The following is an 18,693-nucleotide window of genomic DNA, read 5'->3' as shown; positions in this document are numbered from 1 at the left end:
TGAATAGGAAGTGTTGTGTGAATTTGTAATTTATAATCTATTTATAGACTAAGCAATGGTATCAGCATAACTATCATTTGATTTGTAGGATAATATGTTATAAATAATTGCACTGGATACTATAAATGTCCCCCCAATAATACCTTTAATTCCAAGTTTCTCACCTAACATTAGGAAAGAAACTACAGCTGAAAATACAGGTTCGAAGGAATATATTATACCTATATTGGAAGGGGAAACCTCTGTCTGGGCAAAACTTTGTACTGTATACACGAAGGAAGTTGCTATTATGCCAGTAAAAATTAAGGATAATGAGCCTTGTAAACCTATGGAGTTTAATTTTGGCAAGGTCTCAAAAATAAGGCTTGCACAAAAACCCCAAATACTAACAAAGCCAATTTGCAATAAACTAATAATTAATGGATTATGTCTTTTTACATATAAAGCTGTAAAAATAATTTGTAGGGAATAAAATACAGCACTTAATAAACAAAGCAGGTCGCCAGTATTAAAACTCATAGTTCCAGAATCTGTGCTGATTAAGTAAATTCCTGCTACAATAATAACAACACTAATTAAAACTTCTTTTGCTATTGATTTCTTAAAAATTAACCACCCTAGAATAGGAGTGAATAGCACAACTAGGGAGATGTAAAAGCCACTATTTGTTGCAGTGGTATATTTAATACCAAAATTCGCAGTTAAAAACCCCATAAATAAAAAAATTGATAGAATAAGGGCAGGAATGATTATATCCTTTTTAAAGGCACTCTTTATACGATTGAAATAAAGAATAAATAATATTAAGCTGGCAAATAAAAAACGTATACCTATAAAGAGCAAAGGTGGAACTGTTTTAAGTCCAATTTTAATAACTGGAAACTCTGCTCCCATGACAAAAGTAACAATAACTAGTAGTAATATATATTTATAATTTTTCATAAAAATTTTTATATCCTCCATCTATAACAGTAATGATTTTAAGCTATATAACCTTCCTCCAAATATTGTTAATACCCAAATTTAATTATATCATATTTCATTGTGAAGCATGATTAAGATATTATATATTTATAATACAAAATAAGAATTGTAATTCCTTTATTAGAAAGGGTGTGGATTTATCTGGGTAATTCACAATTATTAGAGGACAGTTTATTAAAGACAGGATAAAAGTAATTATTGTAGGAAAGCAGTTAGGATATTAATGAAAGGAGAGCAACTATGAAACATGAATGGAAAAAAGAAGAAAAAAATTTATATATGCCAAAACAAAAACCTGAGCTTTTAACAGTACCAAAACAAAAGTTTTTTATGATAAATGGAAAAGGAAACCCCAACAGTGAAGAATTTGCAAAAAGGGTAGCTGTCCTTTATTCAATGGCTTATGCAATTAGAATGATGCCAAAGCAAGGATATACACCAGAAGGTTATTATGAATATACAGTATATCCGTTAGAAGGAATTTGGGATTTAACAGAAGAAGGTAGGAAGTTAGCTGCATTAAATAAGGATGAGCTTGTATATACCATTATGATAAGGCAGCCTGATTTTGTGACAAGAGAAATTGTAGATAGAGCATTTGAAAATGTAAGAAAAAAGAAGCCTCATCCTCTGCTTGATGATGTTTACTTTGATACTGTTGAAGATGGCTTATCTGTACAAATGCTTCATGTAGGGCCTTATGATGATGAGCCCCAAAGCTTTGCAGTAATGAAGGAATTCATAATAAAGAATAATCTTGAAATAACTACCTTAAAACATAGAGAAATATATCTTTCTGATGTAAGAAAGGTTGAATCTGCAAAATTAAGAACAGTACTGAGATATATGGTAAGGCCAAAAGGTGTCTAGTAAATGGAGTAAATGAAAATGATGAAATTGTGAGAGAAGTGGTGACTAAAGAACATTAATATATCTTATCAGATGAAAAAAGTGCTGTCCGCCTATATTGGTGGACAGTACTATTTTTATATAGCCATATGTAAATTTGTGGTTTATAATCTATTTATAGGGTAATGAGTTAAAGGGTGATAAATTATGGAAAATAAAGAAAGCTATAAAACTGCGTATGCTGCAGCATATGCTAGGCTTCTTGAACAGTACCAACCTAAGGAAATAAGATTATTTGAAGATCCATTAGTTAAAGACTTTTTTGGTAAAACCATTTATTGCTTACTGCAGAATAGTATTATGAGAAGAGTTTTAACTTTTATGTATAATAGCTCTTCAATAGGACTTATGGGATTACAAATATGCAGAACTAAATTCATAGATGATATTCTTAAAGAAACACTAGATAATGGGATTAAGCAGCTTGTTATATTAGGAGCTGGTTTTGACACAAGAGCATTTAGAATATCCGGTATTAATAGCATAAAGGTATATGAAGTGGACTTGCCATTTATACAGGATAAAAAGAAAAGTATTTTAAAAAAACATCTTGGAGAATTACCTGACAATATCATATTTACTCCTATAGATTTTAATATTCATACACTTGATAAAGTATTAGAGAATAATGGATTAGATTTTTCAGAGCCTATTGTTTTTATATGGGAGGGCGTGACTCAATATATTACTGAGGAAGCTGTTAAAAATACGTTGAAATTTATCTCGAAAGTTTCAATTGGAAGTGTAGTATTATTTTCTTATATTCTAAAAGAAGTAATTGATAGAACCTCCAATTCAGTTGATACAGACTTTCTAACGAATTATCTTGCAATGAGTGGTAAAAAATGGTGTTTTGGTCTTAATTCAGCTGAAGCTAGTGATTTTCTAAATCAATATAATCTTAAAATACTAAAAGATGTTGGAGCTTCATATTATAAGGAAAACTATTTGATTCCAATAGGGCGTAACATACCAGTATCAGAGATTGAAAGAATAATTTATGCAAAGATAGTTTAAGTTTTGCAGGTTATGGGGAGAAACATATGAGAAGACTTATGATTGGACAATTTGATAGATTTGATGTAAAAAAGCAGAATAGAGATTTTAGAGATTACTTTTTTGGAATTGAAATTAATCAAATAGAGTCATTTTCTGAATTGCAAGTATTGAAAGATAATATTAGGAGTAGAAATTTAAATATTGGTATTCATTTTCCGTTACTAAAAAATCAATGGAGATTAAGAGATCCTCAATATCTTTCTAAAGATAAAACTACTTATGAAGAGTCAATAAAATATATGGAGAATGAATTTGAGAGGGCAGAGGAATTTAATCCTGATTATATTTTGCTTCATTATCCAAAACCAGTAATTTTAGACGATAACGTTGATTGGTCAGCCTGGAGATTTTATGATAATACTGAATATTATTATGAATCAGAGATTTCATACGAGTATTTCAAAGAAAGAAGTAAAAATTTTTTCAAGATATTCTCTGAACATGGTAAGAATTATAACTTTACCCCTGTTTTGGAGTTGGATGGATTAAACAAATATATTTATGAAACAAACCTGCTTGAGGACTTACTAAAGGAATACCCTAACATCAAATTATGCCTTGATTTCGGAAGATTACACTTACAAGATTGTATTGATGATAATTTTTCATCTAGAGAAATAATTAGACGCTATGGGAAATACACATATTTAGTACACTTATGGAATGTAAAAGTGGATACAAATGTGACAGATGCTCATTATCCAGCACTTAAATCATTAAGAGTAAAAGATGGCTGGGGTGATATGGAGGCATTTTTTAAAATTCTTAATGAGGCAAACGATAATTATAAGATTTTATTTGAGCATAAATCCAACTTAATTAGTGATGAAGAGCTGGAAGAAATTTATCAATGGGTTGGTGAGCTGATTAGCAAGCCTACATTCAAATAGCTGTGGTAGGGAGTTCAAAGATGGGTATTGAAGAAATATTGAAGCTTCTTTCTTATATTACAATTGAAGAACTATAAATGAATACATTTAAAGCACAAATCTTGGAGGTTATACATGCTTAGATACCGTAAATTTGATAAAGAAAGTGATTATGATATTATGCGCAGCATCCTTCAGCATAATTGTATGAAAACTGGACATTTATATCCGCAGTTGCATATAGGAAATTTAGATTTTGAAAGATATTCATTTGAAGAAAGCCCAGATATATTGTATAAGACAGCTTGGCTTATTTCAGATGAAAAAATGGAAATCGGGTTTATTACAATTCAAGAGGAAGAGTTTTTTATTACCGTTCTTTCAGAATTTAGACACCTGACGAATAATATACTGGATTATATTGAAGGTAAATGTTTCATGAGTAGAACTACCATTACAACAGAAGCTAATAGCAAAGATAAGTTCTTAAGTATTATATTGAAAGAGCGAGGATATATCAAAACGGATTATTTTCGCTTTTGCGGCATATGTGATTTATCTAAAATACAATTATATCCTCCTTTGCCAGGTGGATTTATCATCCGCCTAACCCAGAGGAAGGATGTAGCAAGGCGTGTGGAATTATTCCCCATTGCTGCCGGAGGAAGAGGAACAACTTTAGAAAGATATGAAAGAATGATGAATTCTCCTTCGTATGGTGATGCAATGGATTTTGTAGTTGAGACGATCAATGAAGAAATCATAGCTTATTGTACAATATGGGACGACCCTTTAAGTAAGACAGCAATATTAGAACCTGTTGCATGTGTAGAGAAATATCGGCGAAAAGGAATTATGAAAAGTACTTTATTATATGGGATGAATTTGTTGAAAGAACGTGGAACTAAATTTATATATGTTGGTACAGGAGGCAAAAATAGCGCTTCACAGGCTTTGTATAAGAGTGTTGGTTTTTTAGAATACGGGGCCAATTATGAATGGCAAAAGTCACTAAAATATTAAAACTAAAAAATACCTGGAGTTTTCTAGACAATTACTAAAGTAATACAAATACCTTGAAGATAAAAATAAGCAATAAAAAGGAGATAAAAGAGATGGGAAAAATAGCACTTTTAGTTGTTGATTTTCAAAATGCATTAGTATTATCAAAGCCTTTTTCAGCAGAAGAAATTATTAATAATATAAAAAAATTGATAGAAACTTGCAGAGAAAATAAAGTAGAAGTAATTTATGTCCAGCACTATGACAAAGAGGGTGGCGAATTAGAGCCAAATACAGAAGGATGGAAAATTTATAAGGAAATAAGTCCAAATGCAGAAGAAAAGATAATAAGTAAGCAATATAATTCTGCTTTTAAGGAAACAGGCTTAAAAGAGTATTTAGACAATAAGGGTATAGATCAATTAATAATTACAGGAATGCAAACGGAGTATTGCATAGATACAACTTGTAAAGTAGCTTTCGAATATGGGTACAAGCTAATTATTCCTGAGAAAACTAATACAACCTTTAATAATGGGAATATGTCAGCTAAGGATTTATTTGAGTTTTATAATTATAACATTTTTAAAAATAGATTTGGCATTGTAGAAAGTGTAGAAAATACAATAAAAAGGTTAATAGTGAATAAATAAACACATGGGGGATAAGGGGAAGATGAATGTTATTAAGGCTATCTTATTTGATTCGGGACGTACTTTAAATATACCTTGTACAGGACATTGGTTTATTACACCTAATTTTTTGAACATAATTTCGAAACAAAAGTTTATTTATACAGAAGAACAATTAGAAGATGCAATGAGCAAAGCCTATGAACATATTAATAAAATACCATTTGTTAAAACGGAAGAGGATGAATTTTCTATGTTTAAGGAGTTTTATGAAATTGTTTTAAAGGAGATTCAATACCCGAATATTAATGATGAAATTATTGAACTTTTAGCTTATGATAATGTTTATAATGATGATAAGTTCTTATTTTTTGATGATGTGGAGCCATCATTAAAAAAATTAAAAGAAAAATATCTATTAGGGGTAGTTTCAGATACCTGGCCATCACTAGAAAGAGTATTCATAAATAAGGATCTAAAACAATATTTTTCTACTTTCATAATGTCATCCATCTTTGGATCAAATAAAGCAGAAAAGCTTTTGTTTAAATTAGCTATTGAAGAATTAAATATAAAGCCTGAGGAAGCAATATTTGTTGATGATAGTGAATCTAATCTTATAGCAGCAAAGGAATTTGGCATGGTTGCAATATTAATAGACAGATATGAAACGCTAGGCCTTAAAAGTGAGTTTCCTATTATAAGATCTTTAAATGAATTAATAGAACAATAAATATTTTATATTGAATATTAAATCAGATTTCTAAAAAGTTAATCTGTTAGTATTACCATCTCATATCATTCATATAATAAACAAGAAATAGGATTTCTAATAAGGGGGAAGGGAATGAAGATAGTATACCGACTATTATTTGGTCTACATTTGTTTGTAGGGATAGGTGCCTTAGCAGGTGGATTAGCTGCTATTACAAATCCTTTTGGGCCTATGGGAATGTCTCTAGAACCACTAAAAAATTCACCTTTTCACAATTATTTAATACCTGGAATAATACTATTTGTTATAATTGGATTAGGTAATATTATGAGTGCCATAATGTTCCGTTTCAAATCAAGATATCAAGGGTATATAAGCAGCATTTTCAGCTGGGCTTTAATGATTTGGATTATAGTACAATGTATTATGTTAAAATCTATAGTTTCTTTACATGTTATATATTTTATTATTGGATTAATTGAGGCAGTCCTATCCATGATTATTTTGTTTGAGCAGCGCTTATTTCCAGCAAATATTATTCAGAGGCTTTCTGAAAAAAATAAAATGAGGAATTAAATTAAGGAGCAGGCTTATGGATAACAAAGAAAATAAAAATTCAAGATTATCTCCAACAATTATGCTAGCTATAGGTATCATATTCTTAATTCCCTCAATATATAATCTAATTAAGAATTTTCACCTTTACTCACTTACTGTAGATTTAATGCCATTAATTATAGGTGGTATATTATTTGCTGGTGGAATTATTAGATTGTCTAAAAAATAGGATTAAAGCTAGGGACTACTGTTAAGATGACTTAACAGGGATCCCTAGCTTTTTAACTATAGAAATGTGTAAATTTATGGATTATAATTTATATAAAGCTGTTATTTAAAAAGGAGAAAAAAATTGAAGGTAAAGGTTTATACGCTAAATGCTTTTGCAAAGATAAATAATGGAGGTAATCCGGCAGGAGTAGTTCTTCATGAAAATGGATTAACTGAAAAATATATGAAGGAAATAGCTGCTAAAGTAGGATTTTCAGAAACGGCCTTTGTACAAGAATCTAAAAATGCAGATTATAAGTTACGGTTTTTTACACCTAATAAAGAAGTGGATTTATGTGGACATGCTACTATTGCAGCTTTTTATTTATTAGCAAGTATAGGAGAAATTCAAAGTGGAGAGTACACTGAGGAAACAAAAGCTGGGGTTCTAAAGGTTCAATGCACAAAGAATAAATCTATTTTTATGAATCAGTTGAATCCAGAATTCTATGAAGCATTGGACAAGAGATATATAGCAGATTCATTGAATATAGAAGAGGAACTTATAGCAGAGCAGTTTCCTATTCAAATTGTATCAACTGGGATCAGAGATATTCTTATTCCAATTAATTCTTTAGAAGCTTTATATAAAGTAAAGCCTGATTTTGATAAGATTGCAAAAATTAGTGAAAAGCTGAATGTTACAGGCTATCATCTATTTACCTTAGAAACAGAAAATAAAGCTATTGCAAATTGCAGGAATTTTGCACCTTTGTATGATATACCTGAAGAAGCCGCAACAGGCACTTCTAGTGGTGCTTTAAGCTGCTATTTATATAAGTACGGAGTTATTAATAAAGATAATAGTAAAAACATAATTTTTAAGCAGGGATATTCTATGGGAAGGCCATCTGAAATTATAGCCTGCCTAGAAATTTCAGATGAGAAAATTATAGAAGTGAAAGTTGGTGGAACTGCTTTAAATATTAAGGAAAAGCTGATAAGTATATAAATGTGGCACGAGAACCCTCCTCGTGCCACATGACACACACTAAAGGAGGTAAATAATGAAAATATATGAAAATAAAGATCTTGACTTAAAAGCCTATGCCTTAGATTCCACTAGATGGAGTGATTTTGAAGAATTATTTGGTGAAAGAGGTGCCTGCGGGGGATGCTGGTGTATGTCATGGAGATTAAAAAAAACGGATTTTGAGAGCCAAAAGGGTATTGGCAACAAAAGCGCAATGAAGAGCTTAGTAGATAACCACGAACCAGTTGGTATACTTGCTTACATAGGAGAAAAACCAATAGGATGGTGTGCTGCTGCACCAAGAGAAAAGTATATTAAATTAGAGAATTCACGGGTATTTAAGAGGATTGATGATGAACCTGTTTGGTCTATAACCTGTCTTTTTTTATCAAAATTAAGCAGAAGAAAAGGAATTTCTACAGAGTTAATTAAGGCTGCTATTAATTATAGTAAGTTAAATGGAGCTGAAATTATAGAAGCTTATCCTTCGGTTCCTTATGATGAGAAGGTTCCAGACCCCTTTCTTTGGACAGGCATACCTTCCTCATTTTTGAAAGCGGGCTTCAAGATTGCTGAAAGAAGGTCTAAATGGAAGTTGATGATGAGATATTATATCTAATATTCCATCCATAATATAGTTATTTTTTAAAAATGTTACTTTTTAATTTAAACTTATATAGAAATTCTAACTTTAAAATTAATAGGGATAGGCAAGTAGACCTATCCCTTATTCTATTTAACTTTTAATTTATTATTTATCTTCAGTTGTTTCTCCATTATTAATTTTCTCTTCAGAATTCTCAGCATTAGTATCTGATTCTTCAATAGGTTCCTCTGAAATTTCATCAGCCTCTTCAGAAGTTTCTAGTGCAGTTTCTTCTGATGCTTCCTTTGAAACTTCTTCAGAATCTTTTTTTGATATATTTCCATTACACAATGCAATTATAGCAGAACAACCAAAGGTTAAGGCTATTAAAGTATTGCTAATATTATCAAGTTCAACTTTTGGAACACTTTTAAAGAAATTAGTTGTTAAAGCAGCAATTACAACCGCAGCAGCAGCTACAATGAACATAACCCAATTTACAGTAGTTCTTCCAGCAGAAGCTGTTTCAAAGGAAGCAATAAGTACAAAAACAAAAGATATTAATGAGAATACTAAAAATACCATGGAATTAATTTGCATTCCAAAGAAGGCGAAAAGTATAATATTAACAAAAGAAAATAAAACTAATAATGCCGTAATTATAAAGCTGAAGCTAATGCTCCAGTGAGACTTAAACAGTATTGCCTTTAATGGGTTCAATGGTTTATTTATTTCAGTCATTTAAATGACCCCCTTGTGTTATAATATTCTAACCACTATTTTATGGCATTTTTTTAATAATGTAAAGCTAAATATTATGAAGCATAAGGTATATTTGTTAATAAATACCTTAAATTATTTATTTATTATTTCCTCCAATTTTTCCGTTAAATAAGTTCTTAAATCCTTATCTCCTATAAATGTGTTGTCATCAAAGTCACTTGGTTTTACTCTAAAGAAATTCACAATTAATTTATTATCTGATATTAGATACTCATCTAAATGAAGGGGAGAAAATATAACTTCAAGCTCCTGAAAGATTGAATTAGGATGCTTTATGTTTAAGCTTTCAAGCAAGGAATTTAAATTCAACTTTTTTAATGGAGCTACCATTAAATTTGTATATTCAAGGTCTTCCATCATCCAAAGGTTATTATTATAAAATCTTCCTTCTTTTCTATTGTTTGAAGTGAAAATTTCTCTATTTTTAATAGCGCTTAATGCTCTTCTGACGGATTCCTCGTTAAATTCAGAATCATAGGCTAAGGTAAGACCTGGCATTGTTGTCACATCGTAGATAAACATTTCGGATACATTTTCTCTGTCATTCACTGCCTGCCAAAAATATAACATGGCTTCTACGGCATTTAAATTCACTTTAATGGAATTTATCATAATTAAATCTCCCTTCAAGTTAAATAGTCTAGAGATATTATACCACTAATATATATTTTATAAAACTTATGGCCCTAATAATAATTCACTTCTACGTATATATAATTACAGAGGAATAATGAACCATAATTACTTTAATTATACTTTGAAATAAAAGCTTCATTATTTTATAATAGTTCATAAATGGAGTTAAGTGATTGATAAGCAGTTAATCCATTATTATCAGCACACAGTAGAAGCATTACTAGGAGCTCAATGATTAATAATCATTGAGGGCAGTATAAACATTGCTAGGAGGTATGATGAGAATGATTAAATATTTATCAAAGTATACAGATTTTAAAGAATTTTTTTCAGAGCTAAAAGAAAATGAAATATTTATGTACTCCTATTTGGACTTTAAGTGGGATGACATCTTAGAATTGGCAGAAGCAAATAGAGTTAGAATTGAGTATATAGAAAAAGGTACTGATGAATACAAAAAATATGGTGAATGTGCAGCAAAGGTAGTGAAATTTAAAGAAAAGATATATGAATATAAAATAAATTCTAGCGATTCAATTAAAATAGAGGCAAGAACTGAAGAATCTGCCCGTGAAAAGCTTTTGAGTTATTTATTTAATAGTAATATAATAAAACTAAATAAGGTTAGTTAATAAAAACTCATAATAAGTGAGAAAAACAAGTCTGCTTATTATGAGTTTTTTTATTTCAATAATTACATAATAAAGGTATAATTATTTGTAATAATTAGTGTTTATAAAGAAATACATAAAAACGGTGGAATTGTTATGATTAAAAAACCAAAGTTAAAGATGACCATAATTTTACTTGTTCCTATTATAATGCTGTTAAATATAATAACTGCTAAGTTTCCAGGTTTAGTAGAAAAATATTATTCAAATACAATAAATAAGGTTATAAGACAAGGGTTAAGCTATATTACAAGTCCCTTTCCTAGTTCCTTTGCAGAAATTTTGCTGCCTTTATTAATTATAATTCTTATTTTGTTTATTTTTCTTATTTTAATTAATGTAAGAAAAGCTGGGTTTTTTAATAGGGCAGTTAACCTTGCAGTATATGTTTCAATTTTATATATTCTCTTTATGCTGCTTTGGGGTTTTAACTATAACAGGTATTCCTTTGATAAAATTGCAGGCTTAAAAGTAGAAAACTCTTCTGAAAAAGAGCTTTATAATTTGTGTGAAGACCTAATAAATAGAGCAAATAATTTAAGAGCCAAGGTAATAGAGGATTCTAATGGCGTTATGACCTTTAGAGGTGGTTTTAATAATGTATTTAAAAGAGAGCAAATGGGTTTTGATGCTGCATCTAAAATTTATCCGGAATTAGGAGGCAGTTATGGACCTCCAAAGAGAATATTGTTATCCGAACCTATGAGCTACACTGGGATTACAGGCATATATATACCTTATACAGGAGAAGCAAATGTAAATATTAATGAAACTGATTTTATGCTACCATGTACAGCCGCACATGAAATGGCTCATCAAAGAGGCTTTGCTAGAGAGGATGAGGCTAATTATATAGCTTATGTAGTTTGCAGCATGCATCCAGACGTTGACTTTCAGTATTCAGGAACAATGCTAGCTCTTATATATTCTATGAATGCCCTCGCAGATACCAATTATAATGATTTTAAAGAGCTTCGAAGTAAATATTCTACTGGAGTTTTAAGAGATCTTAATAATGATAGTAAGCATTGGGAAAAATATAAAGGAAATACTGAGAAAATAACAAATAAGGTTAATAATACATACCTTAAGTCAAATGGTCAGCAGGATGGAATAGCTAGCTATGGAAGAATGGTAGACTTACTGCTTGCAGAATACAGAAGCAAGAAGCTTGTTTACCAGCAATAAATTTAGATGTAATAGCTTATTACCATAAGATTAAAAGAAAGATTGAAAGATTAAGGTATAAACTTATAAACACATAGGTAAGCCTATGTGTTTATAAGTATTTATAATCTTCACCATGGGAATTATATTTGGAAGAATCTTTTAAATGATTCAATGGTAAATTCATCATATTAAGATGTCTGGTATCAATAAAGTCTGAAGCATGCACATCTCTATCAATAAAGCCAAATAGTTTATGCATTATAGGTTCTTTTCTCATATTGTTCTCCCTTCTGCTATTACTGATATTGGCCAAATAGTAATGGCTTTTTTACAATTAATAATATATTGTGTAGTTTTCTAAAAAATTATACAAATGATTTATGTGAATATTGGTACTTTCAATAAAATAAAATATATAGTACACTTATATCAATAATATAAAGAGGGGGCTTTTATATGTATGAAGGTGGATTAAGAGAAAATTATGAGTATAGAGCTGAGGCAAGAAGACAGCTTAAGGGAAAATGGGGCATGGCTGTCCTTGTTATATTAATTTCTTGGCTTATTATTAGGGCATTTAGCTCAAATGGATTTTTATCATATTCCTATGTTAACGGACAGTTTGTAAGAGAATACAGCAACGTCAATAGTTTTGCATCTTTAGTAAGCTTAATATTATCAGGACCCATAGCTTATGGAGTTGCAACTTATTTCATGAAGGTTGCTAGAAATGGTGAGCCGCTTTTAGAAGATATGTTTGGAGGTTTTAAGTATTTTATTAATACTTTTTTAGTGAATTTAGTTACTGGAATTTTAACAATATTATGGACGTTATTATTTATCATTCCAGGCATAGTTGCTGCTCTTAGATATTCTATGGCTTATTATATTATGAATGACAATCCAGGGATAACTTGTATGGAAGCAATAAACCAAAGTAAAGAGATGATGAGAGGACATAAGGGCAAGCTATTTCTGCTTACCCTAAGTTTTATTGGTTGGGCACTACTTTCAATATTCACTCTTGGTATTGGACTCTTATGGGTAGGTGCATATTATAACACAGCAAAAATTAATTTCTATGAAGATTTAAAAAGAATTAACGGTGCAAACAATTTCACGGAAACAGTTTAATTAAAAGCCTCTATCATTGCTATGATAGAGGCTTTTAAATTATTGAGGTATTGCTAAGTTGTTAATCCACTTCTTAGAAAGTATTCTTGGAAGGCCAAGTATAAGCTTATAAACTTCCTCCATAAATACTAGTGTATAAACCCAATATACCGGCAGGTGCCAAACAAGACCCCCTAAAAAAGCTAGAGGAACTCCAATAAGCCAAACACCACTTGTATCTAAGAACAGGCAGAACTTTGTATCTCCGCCACTTCGAAGTATTCCTACAATTGTAGTGAAGTTAAATACCTTAACCCACAAAAATACTGAGAATACAATAAGGTTTTTAGCAGCGTAATTATATACGGTAGGAGAAACCTTATATGCTGATAAAATAAAGTGGGAATTAAAATAAACTAATATGCCTCCAATTATAGCAAGTGAAGGACCTAGAATAATAAAGCGTTTTGCATAGATAAAGGCTTCTTTATCATCACCTTCTCCAATCTTATTGCCAATCATAACTGCACATGCATTACCTAATCCCATAAATATAACCCAAGTAATTCTTTCAATGGTACTAGATATATTTGTAGAGGCAATTACCTCAGTACCCATTCGTGCATATACCACTGAATAAAGTGTGACTCCTAAGGCCCAGATAGATTCATTCATTATTACAGGTATGGTTACTTTGAAGAAATTCTTTATAAAATCAGCTGATAGGTCCAATAATTCCTTTAGTCTACCAGCTATAACATTTTTAGTTTTATATACAACTGAAAGTAACAATACCATTTCTACAATCCTGGCAATCAAGGTCGCCAGTGCCGAACCTTGAACTCCCATTTTTGGAAGACCAAAATATCCATATACCAGGGCATAATTTAATACAGTATTTATACCAAGTGCGGTAACGCTAACGAACATTGGGATTTTAACCTGTCCAGTACTTCTTAAGGTAAAGGAGTAGGCAAAGCTAATAGAAGTAATAATATAGCTAAAGGCAATTATTCTTAAATACTGGCCGCCAAGGACAATTACATCCCTATCCTTTGAGAAGATACCTAATATTTGTTCAGGAATTAATAGCCCGCCTATGGTAAATATTAGAGCACCTAACCCTCCGGTTATTATACAGATACCTAAAACTCTTTTAATATTTTTGATATCCTTATTTCCCCAATATTGAGCTGTAAAAATAGAAGATCCGCTGGTTATTCCAAATAGTAAGAGATTTAAAAGAAAAAAATATTGATTAGCTAAACCAACGCTTGCAATAGCTCTTTCACCTAAGCCACCTATAATTATGGTGTCAACTAAATTTAAAGATGATAGTACAAGGTTTTGCAATACTATAGGAACAGCTAGTCTTAGTAAAGCTTTAAAGAATTTTTTGTCCATAAATAAAGAAAATAAGTCCATACACCCCTCCAGAAAATTAAATAGAAAACAATCACAGAAATATTGTATATTATTTTTCTAATTATTTCTATATTCAAATAAAATAGTTTTGCATTTTGTAGTTTTTTACTTGTTTCTGTATTAGAATAGTATTTAGGTCTATTTTTATAGCCTGCTTTACTTTTTATCTTTGCTTTTTAAGGGGGGATTTCTATTAATACTTTTAAGATGATTAAGAAACTTGATATATATGGTGGACTACCTTCTACCATCTATATTTTAGCTATAGTTAGAGTTGTTAATGCTATGGGTAATTTTGTTTATCCATTCTTAACGTTGTTTTTAACAGAACATATAGGGCTCAGCAATAAAGACGCAGGTAAATATTTTATGTTTAGTGCATTTGCCCAAGCAGCTGGTTCCTTAATAGGAGGAAAACTAACAGATCACTTTGGCCGTAAAAAGCTATTTCTTACTTTTCAAGGCCTTGCGGCCTGCTGCTTTGCCCCTTGCGCTTTCTTAGGCAATTCTAGACTAATTCCTATATTATTAATTACCTCAGGTTTCTTTATGAGTGCAGCTCAGCCAGCTAATTCGGCAATGATGACTGACTTAACTAATAAGGATAACAGAAAGTCAGCCTTTTCACTTCTTTACTTAGGAATCAATGTTGGCTTCTCTATTGGGCCTATGATTGCAGGCTTTCTATATAGAAATTATACCAGCCTCATATTCTTAGGTAACACAGTTTCTATAATAATATCCCTAATAATTTTAACTGTGTTTATTGAGGATACAATGCCAAGTAAGGAGGATATAGAAGAAAGCAAAGTTGCAGCTAATGATGAAGCAGCAGAAGACTCCAGCGTATTTGAGGCATTTCTTAAGAGACCATCCTTAATGTTTTTTATGGTTGGAAAGACTATAAATGCCTTTGTTTATTCAACAATAGGTTTTGTTATTCCCCTGCAAATAACTAAAGCTTTTGGAAGCGGCCTAGGGTCCAAGTATTTTGGGTTTGTAATGGCTACAAATGGTATAACTATAATTATATTAACAACCTTTATAATTAAAATAACTATGAAAGTACCACCTGTTTTAAATATTGCATTAGCAAGTGTTTTTTATGCTATAGGCTTTGGCATGCTTGGGTTTATAAATAGTTTTCCACTGTATATACTTTCAGCAGTTTTGTATACTATTGGTGAGATTCTTGAAGCCACAAATGCAGGTGTGTATATTGCAAACCATTCACCTATGAATCATAGAGGAAGATTCAATGCAGTTATACCTCTTATTACAGGAGTAGGGGCATCACTTGGACCTTATGTCTTCGGAAGATTTATTGATGCTTATGGGATACCAAAGCTTTGGATAATATGCTTTATACTTCTAATAATTTCAAGTGTCTTTATGAGATGGCTTAGAGGCTTTGAAATAAAGCAAGAAAGTAAGAGCTTAACTAAGGCATAATAAAAATAGTTCAGGGGTTTTACCTGAACTATTTTTCGATATATAAAATTCCTATTGTATTTGGGCCGCAATGGCTGGAAATTACGCAGCCAGCTTCAGTTATAATAACTTCATTTATATTAAGATTCTTTTCAAGCTCTGACTTTAAGTAACCTGCATCACCACTTAAAGAATGAGTTACCATTACTCTAGCAGGGTCTATGTTTTCTTTTTCTTTTATAACATTTGACAGCATTGTATTAAGTGCCTTATCTCTTTTTCCCATAAGCTTTTGCGCAGGTACCATACTGCCGTCAACTACTTTAACCACAGGCCTTATTTTTAGCATACCACCTATCAGGCTTTGCAGTGCAGAGCACCTGCCACCCTTATATAGATAGTCTAGTGTATCTATTATAAATTCTGTTTTAACTTTAGGGACAAGTTCTCTTACCTTTTTAGCAATTTCTGCAGCCTCCAGACCTTGATTTCTAAAATCAACAGCCTTTAAAACTAATAGTCCTATTGCGGAAGATAAGTTTAATGAGTCTACTATATGAATTCTACCTTCAGGAAGGCCACTTGCGGCAAGAATGGCACTTTGAAGGTGTGATGAAAGTTTAGAAGATAAGCCTATAAAAACAATATCCATATCCGCATCAATAAATTTTTCAAACATTTTGTAAAAGTCAGCCGGTGAACCTGCAGCAGTTTTAGGCAGACATCCATATTTTTCAACCTTCTCATATAGTTCTTTTGTAGTGATATTAACACCATCAATGAAACTTTCATCATTAAAATTAACATATAAGGGCACAACTGAAATATCTAATTTTTTAATGATATCAGGGGTGAGATCACTGGTGCTGTCAGTTATGATTTTAACTTTATTCATTTTACCCTCCTGTAGTGCTCTGGGGTACAAAACTATTATTAATTGTTTTGCCTCCTGTAGTGCTCTGGGGCACAAAACTATTATTAATTGTTTTGCCTCCTGCAGCCCCCATAATATGTATAAATAAATGCATACATATTATTATATCCCAGTTGATTTGGAAGATAAAGTATATAACATGAAACAATTTGTGAATTTTATACTTTAAAACAAAATAGCTGTCACAAAAAACTTTGATACAGCTATTCTTAACTTATACAGTAATTATAATTTTCTACGTTTTGTATACTGTGTGTGAAGAAGCTCATGGGCTTTTTCACCATAAGGCTCACCTAGGAACTCATCATAAAGCTGCTTTATATATGGATTATCATGGGATTTTCTTAGAGATTTACTTCTATCTTCAGAATAGAGACCTTCCATACGCTTCTTAATTATCTCTACATCGCCATGATTGTAAGGCTGGCCACCCCCGTTTATGCAGCCTCCTGGACAAGCCATTATTTCAATGGCATGATAATTTACCTCGCCATTTCTTATAGCTTCAAGTATTTTTCTTGCATTTCCAAGACCGTGAGCAACTGCAATATTAACATCTAAGTCATTAATTTTTACTGTTGCCTCTTTAACTCCGTCCATACCTCTTAAAGAATGGAATTCTACACTTTCTAAGGTTTCGTTGGTTAGCCATTCATAAGCAGTTCTAAGAGCAGCTTCTATAACTCCTCCTGTTGTTCCGAATATTACAGATGCTCCAGTAGATTCTCCTAATGGATGATCAAAGTCACCTTCCACTAAGGAATTAAAGTCTATGCCAGCTTCCTTAAGCATTTTTGCCAGTTCTCTTGTAGTAATAACAATATCAACATCCTGCATTCCATTATTTGAAAGTTCAGGTCTAGCTGCCTCATACTTCTTTGCGAGACAAGGCATTACAGAAACCACAACAATATTCCTTGGATCTATTCCCATTTTATCAGCAAGGTAAGTCTTTGTAATAGCACCAAACATTTCATGAGGTGACTTACAAGTGGACGGAATATCTAAAAGATCTGGGAATTGATGCTCAAAGAATTTAATCCAGCCTGGGCAGCAGCTTGTTAGTATTGGCATTCTGCCTCCATGCTGAAGCCTGTGTATAAACTCAGAAGCTTCTTCCATTATTGTTAAGTCCGCAGCAAAGTCTGTATCGAAAACTTTGTCAAAACCTAAAGATCTAAGTGCTGCAGCCATTTTACCAGTTACCACTGTTCCTGGTGCAAGTCCGAATTCTTCGCCTAGGGCAACTCTTACTGCAGGTGCAGTTTGGACAACTACATATTTCTCTTTGTTTTTTAAAGCTCTCCAGACCTTTGGAACATTATTTACTTCTGTTAAGGCAGCCGTTGGGCATACTGCAACACATTGGCCGCAGAAGGTACAAGATGTTTCGGTCATTGGAAGTCCAAATGCCGGCTGCACTACAGTTTGGAACCCTCTATCTACTCCAGAAAGTACATTAACTGTTTGAACCTTATTACACATAGTTTCGCATCTTCTGCATAGTATGCATTTATCAAGATTTCTAACTATTGATCTGCTGGAATCGTCTATTTCATAGGTGGACATTTCACCTTGGTAGGGAATATCTCTAACACCTAAATCTGCTGCTAAGCTTTGAAGCTCGCAGTCAGTGTTTTTTGGGCATATTAAGCAGTCTTTAGGATGGTCAGATAAAAGCAGTTCTACTACTGTTCTTCTAGCTCTTATTGCCCTTATAGTATTTGTTCTTACCACCATGTTATTAAAAACAGGTGTAGCACAGGAAGGTGCAAGGTTTTTCTTACCTTCTACTTCAACCATACAAACACGGCAGGAAGCGGTTTGATTAACCATCTTGGTATCATGCAGGTTTAAATGGCATAGTGTAGGAATTTTTATATTCAATAATTTAGCAGCTTCTAATATAGTGGTTCCTTCTTCTACTAGAATCCTTTTATTATTTATTGTAACAGTTACTAAACTCAAAATAT

The 18,693-nt window shown here is 31.7% G+C and carries 21 protein-coding genes; 14 read left to right on the top strand and 7 right to left on the bottom strand.

Annotation, left to right across the window (positions count from 1 at the left end; all coding sequences use genetic code 11):
* Positions 1-48: 48 nt before the first annotated feature.
* A complete protein-coding gene (locus ACJDUG_RS14650) occupies positions 49-942 on the bottom strand; it encodes a DMT family transporter (protein WP_406770618.1) in 894 nt (297 codons plus the stop codon).
* A gap of 282 nt (positions 943-1,224) precedes the next feature.
* On the opposite strand from ACJDUG_RS14650, the gene ACJDUG_RS14645 reads away from it, so the two are divergent.
* The 10 genes from ACJDUG_RS14645 (at position 1,225) to ACJDUG_RS14600 (ending at position 8,590) form a co-directional block, all read left to right on the top strand.
* Positions 1,225-1,854 carry a GyrI-like domain-containing protein gene (locus tag ACJDUG_RS14645; RefSeq protein WP_406770617.1) on the top strand — a complete coding sequence of 210 codons (630 nt, stop codon included), beginning with the start codon at positions 1,225-1,227 and terminating at the stop codon, positions 1,852-1,854.
* 186 nt (positions 1,855-2,040) lie between these two features.
* Positions 2,041-2,910, top strand: a complete 870-nt coding sequence (locus ACJDUG_RS14640) for a class I SAM-dependent methyltransferase (protein ID WP_406770616.1) — start codon at positions 2,041-2,043, stop codon at positions 2,908-2,910.
* A 26-nt stretch (positions 2,911-2,936) separates the two neighbouring features.
* Positions 2,937-3,842 (top strand): sugar phosphate isomerase/epimerase family protein, encoded by a 906-nt coding sequence (locus ACJDUG_RS14635; RefSeq protein WP_406770615.1) that lies wholly within the window; start codon positions 2,937-2,939, stop codon positions 3,840-3,842.
* A 114-nt stretch (positions 3,843-3,956) separates the two neighbouring features.
* Complete coding sequence (locus ACJDUG_RS14630; RefSeq protein ID WP_406770614.1) at positions 3,957-4,844, top strand: GNAT family N-acetyltransferase; 888 nt, start codon at positions 3,957-3,959, stop codon at positions 4,842-4,844.
* Positions 4,845-4,936: 92 nt separating this feature from the next.
* A complete protein-coding gene (locus ACJDUG_RS14625) occupies positions 4,937-5,476 on the top strand; it encodes a cysteine hydrolase family protein (RefSeq protein ID WP_406770613.1) in 540 nt (179 codons plus the stop codon).
* Positions 5,477-5,498: 22 nt separating this feature from the next.
* Complete coding sequence (locus ACJDUG_RS14620) at positions 5,499-6,188, top strand: HAD family hydrolase (RefSeq protein WP_406770612.1); 690 nt, start codon at positions 5,499-5,501, stop codon at positions 6,186-6,188.
* Positions 6,189-6,302: 114 nt separating this feature from the next.
* On the top strand, positions 6,303-6,746 hold the full coding sequence (locus tag ACJDUG_RS14615) for a hypothetical protein (protein WP_406770611.1): 444 nt from the start codon (positions 6,303-6,305) through the stop codon (positions 6,744-6,746).
* A gap of 16 nt (positions 6,747-6,762) precedes the next feature.
* Positions 6,763-6,957, top strand: coding sequence for a hypothetical protein (locus ACJDUG_RS14610; protein ID WP_406770610.1), 195 nt, complete (start codon positions 6,763-6,765; stop codon positions 6,955-6,957).
* A gap of 123 nt (positions 6,958-7,080) precedes the next feature.
* Positions 7,081-7,950: a PhzF family phenazine biosynthesis protein gene (locus ACJDUG_RS14605; protein ID WP_406770609.1), complete on the top strand. Its 870-nt coding sequence runs from the start codon at positions 7,081-7,083 to the stop codon at positions 7,948-7,950.
* Positions 7,951-8,005: 55 nt separating this feature from the next.
* Positions 8,006-8,590 (top strand): GNAT family N-acetyltransferase, encoded by a 585-nt coding sequence (locus ACJDUG_RS14600; RefSeq protein WP_406770608.1) that lies wholly within the window; start codon positions 8,006-8,008, stop codon positions 8,588-8,590.
* A gap of 132 nt (positions 8,591-8,722) precedes the next feature.
* Here the strand turns inward: ACJDUG_RS14600 and ACJDUG_RS14595 are convergent, their stop codons facing one another.
* A complete protein-coding gene (locus tag ACJDUG_RS14595) occupies positions 8,723-9,298 on the bottom strand; it encodes a hypothetical protein (RefSeq protein ID WP_406770607.1) in 576 nt (191 codons plus the stop codon).
* A gap of 114 nt (positions 9,299-9,412) precedes the next feature.
* Positions 9,413-9,952 carry a TDE2712 family protein gene (locus ACJDUG_RS14590; RefSeq protein WP_406770606.1) on the bottom strand — a complete coding sequence of 180 codons (540 nt, stop codon included), beginning with the start codon at positions 9,950-9,952 and terminating at the stop codon, positions 9,413-9,415.
* A gap of 308 nt (positions 9,953-10,260) precedes the next feature.
* On the opposite strand from ACJDUG_RS14590, the gene ACJDUG_RS14585 reads away from it, so the two are divergent.
* Both ACJDUG_RS14585 and ACJDUG_RS14580 read left to right on the top strand, forming a co-directional pair.
* On the top strand, positions 10,261-10,608 hold the full coding sequence (locus ACJDUG_RS14585; protein ID WP_406770605.1) for a hypothetical protein: 348 nt from the start codon (positions 10,261-10,263) through the stop codon (positions 10,606-10,608).
* Between the two features lie 135 nt (positions 10,609-10,743).
* On the top strand, positions 10,744-11,835 hold the full coding sequence (locus tag ACJDUG_RS14580) for a DUF3810 domain-containing protein (RefSeq protein ID WP_406770604.1): 1,092 nt from the start codon (positions 10,744-10,746) through the stop codon (positions 11,833-11,835).
* A gap of 91 nt (positions 11,836-11,926) precedes the next feature.
* Here ACJDUG_RS14580 and ACJDUG_RS14575 read toward each other — a convergent pair whose 3' ends face one another.
* Positions 11,927-12,094 carry a hypothetical protein gene (locus ACJDUG_RS14575; protein ID WP_406770603.1) on the bottom strand — a complete coding sequence of 56 codons (168 nt, stop codon included), beginning with the start codon at positions 12,092-12,094 and terminating at the stop codon, positions 11,927-11,929.
* 179 nt (positions 12,095-12,273) lie between these two features.
* On the opposite strand from ACJDUG_RS14575, the gene ACJDUG_RS14570 reads away from it, so the two are divergent.
* Positions 12,274-12,951, top strand: coding sequence for a DUF975 family protein (locus tag ACJDUG_RS14570; protein WP_406770602.1), 678 nt, complete (start codon positions 12,274-12,276; stop codon positions 12,949-12,951).
* A gap of 39 nt (positions 12,952-12,990) precedes the next feature.
* On the opposite strand, the gene ACJDUG_RS14565 is transcribed toward ACJDUG_RS14570, so the two are convergent.
* The gene (locus ACJDUG_RS14565; RefSeq protein WP_406770601.1) at positions 12,991-14,355 is read right to left on the bottom strand and encodes an MATE family efflux transporter; all 1,365 of its coding nucleotides are present in this window, start codon (positions 14,353-14,355) and stop codon (positions 12,991-12,993) included.
* A gap of 207 nt (positions 14,356-14,562) precedes the next feature.
* On the opposite strand from ACJDUG_RS14565, the gene ACJDUG_RS14560 reads away from it, so the two are divergent.
* Positions 14,563-15,807, top strand: a complete 1,245-nt coding sequence (locus ACJDUG_RS14560; RefSeq protein WP_406770600.1) for an MFS transporter — start codon at positions 14,563-14,565, stop codon at positions 15,805-15,807.
* Positions 15,808-15,835: 28 nt separating this feature from the next.
* On the opposite strand, the gene ACJDUG_RS14555 is transcribed toward ACJDUG_RS14560, so the two are convergent.
* A complete protein-coding gene (locus ACJDUG_RS14555; protein WP_406770599.1) occupies positions 15,836-16,681 on the bottom strand; it encodes a DegV family protein in 846 nt (281 codons plus the stop codon).
* Positions 16,682-16,945: 264 nt separating this feature from the next.
* Positions 16,946-18,688 carry an NADH-dependent [FeFe] hydrogenase, group A6 gene (locus tag ACJDUG_RS14550; protein WP_406770598.1) on the bottom strand — a complete coding sequence of 581 codons (1,743 nt, stop codon included), beginning with the start codon at positions 18,686-18,688 and terminating at the stop codon, positions 16,946-16,948.
* Between the last annotated feature and the right edge of the window lie 5 nt (positions 18,689-18,693).

Origin of the sequence: Candidatus Clostridium stratigraminis (assembly GCF_045310675.1) — a bacterium.
GTDB lineage: Bacteria > Bacillota > Clostridia > Clostridiales > Clostridiaceae > Clostridium_AT > Clostridium_AT stratigraminis.
Note: the sequence above shows the minus strand (reverse complement) of the source record. Positions and strands in the feature narration are given on the sequence as shown.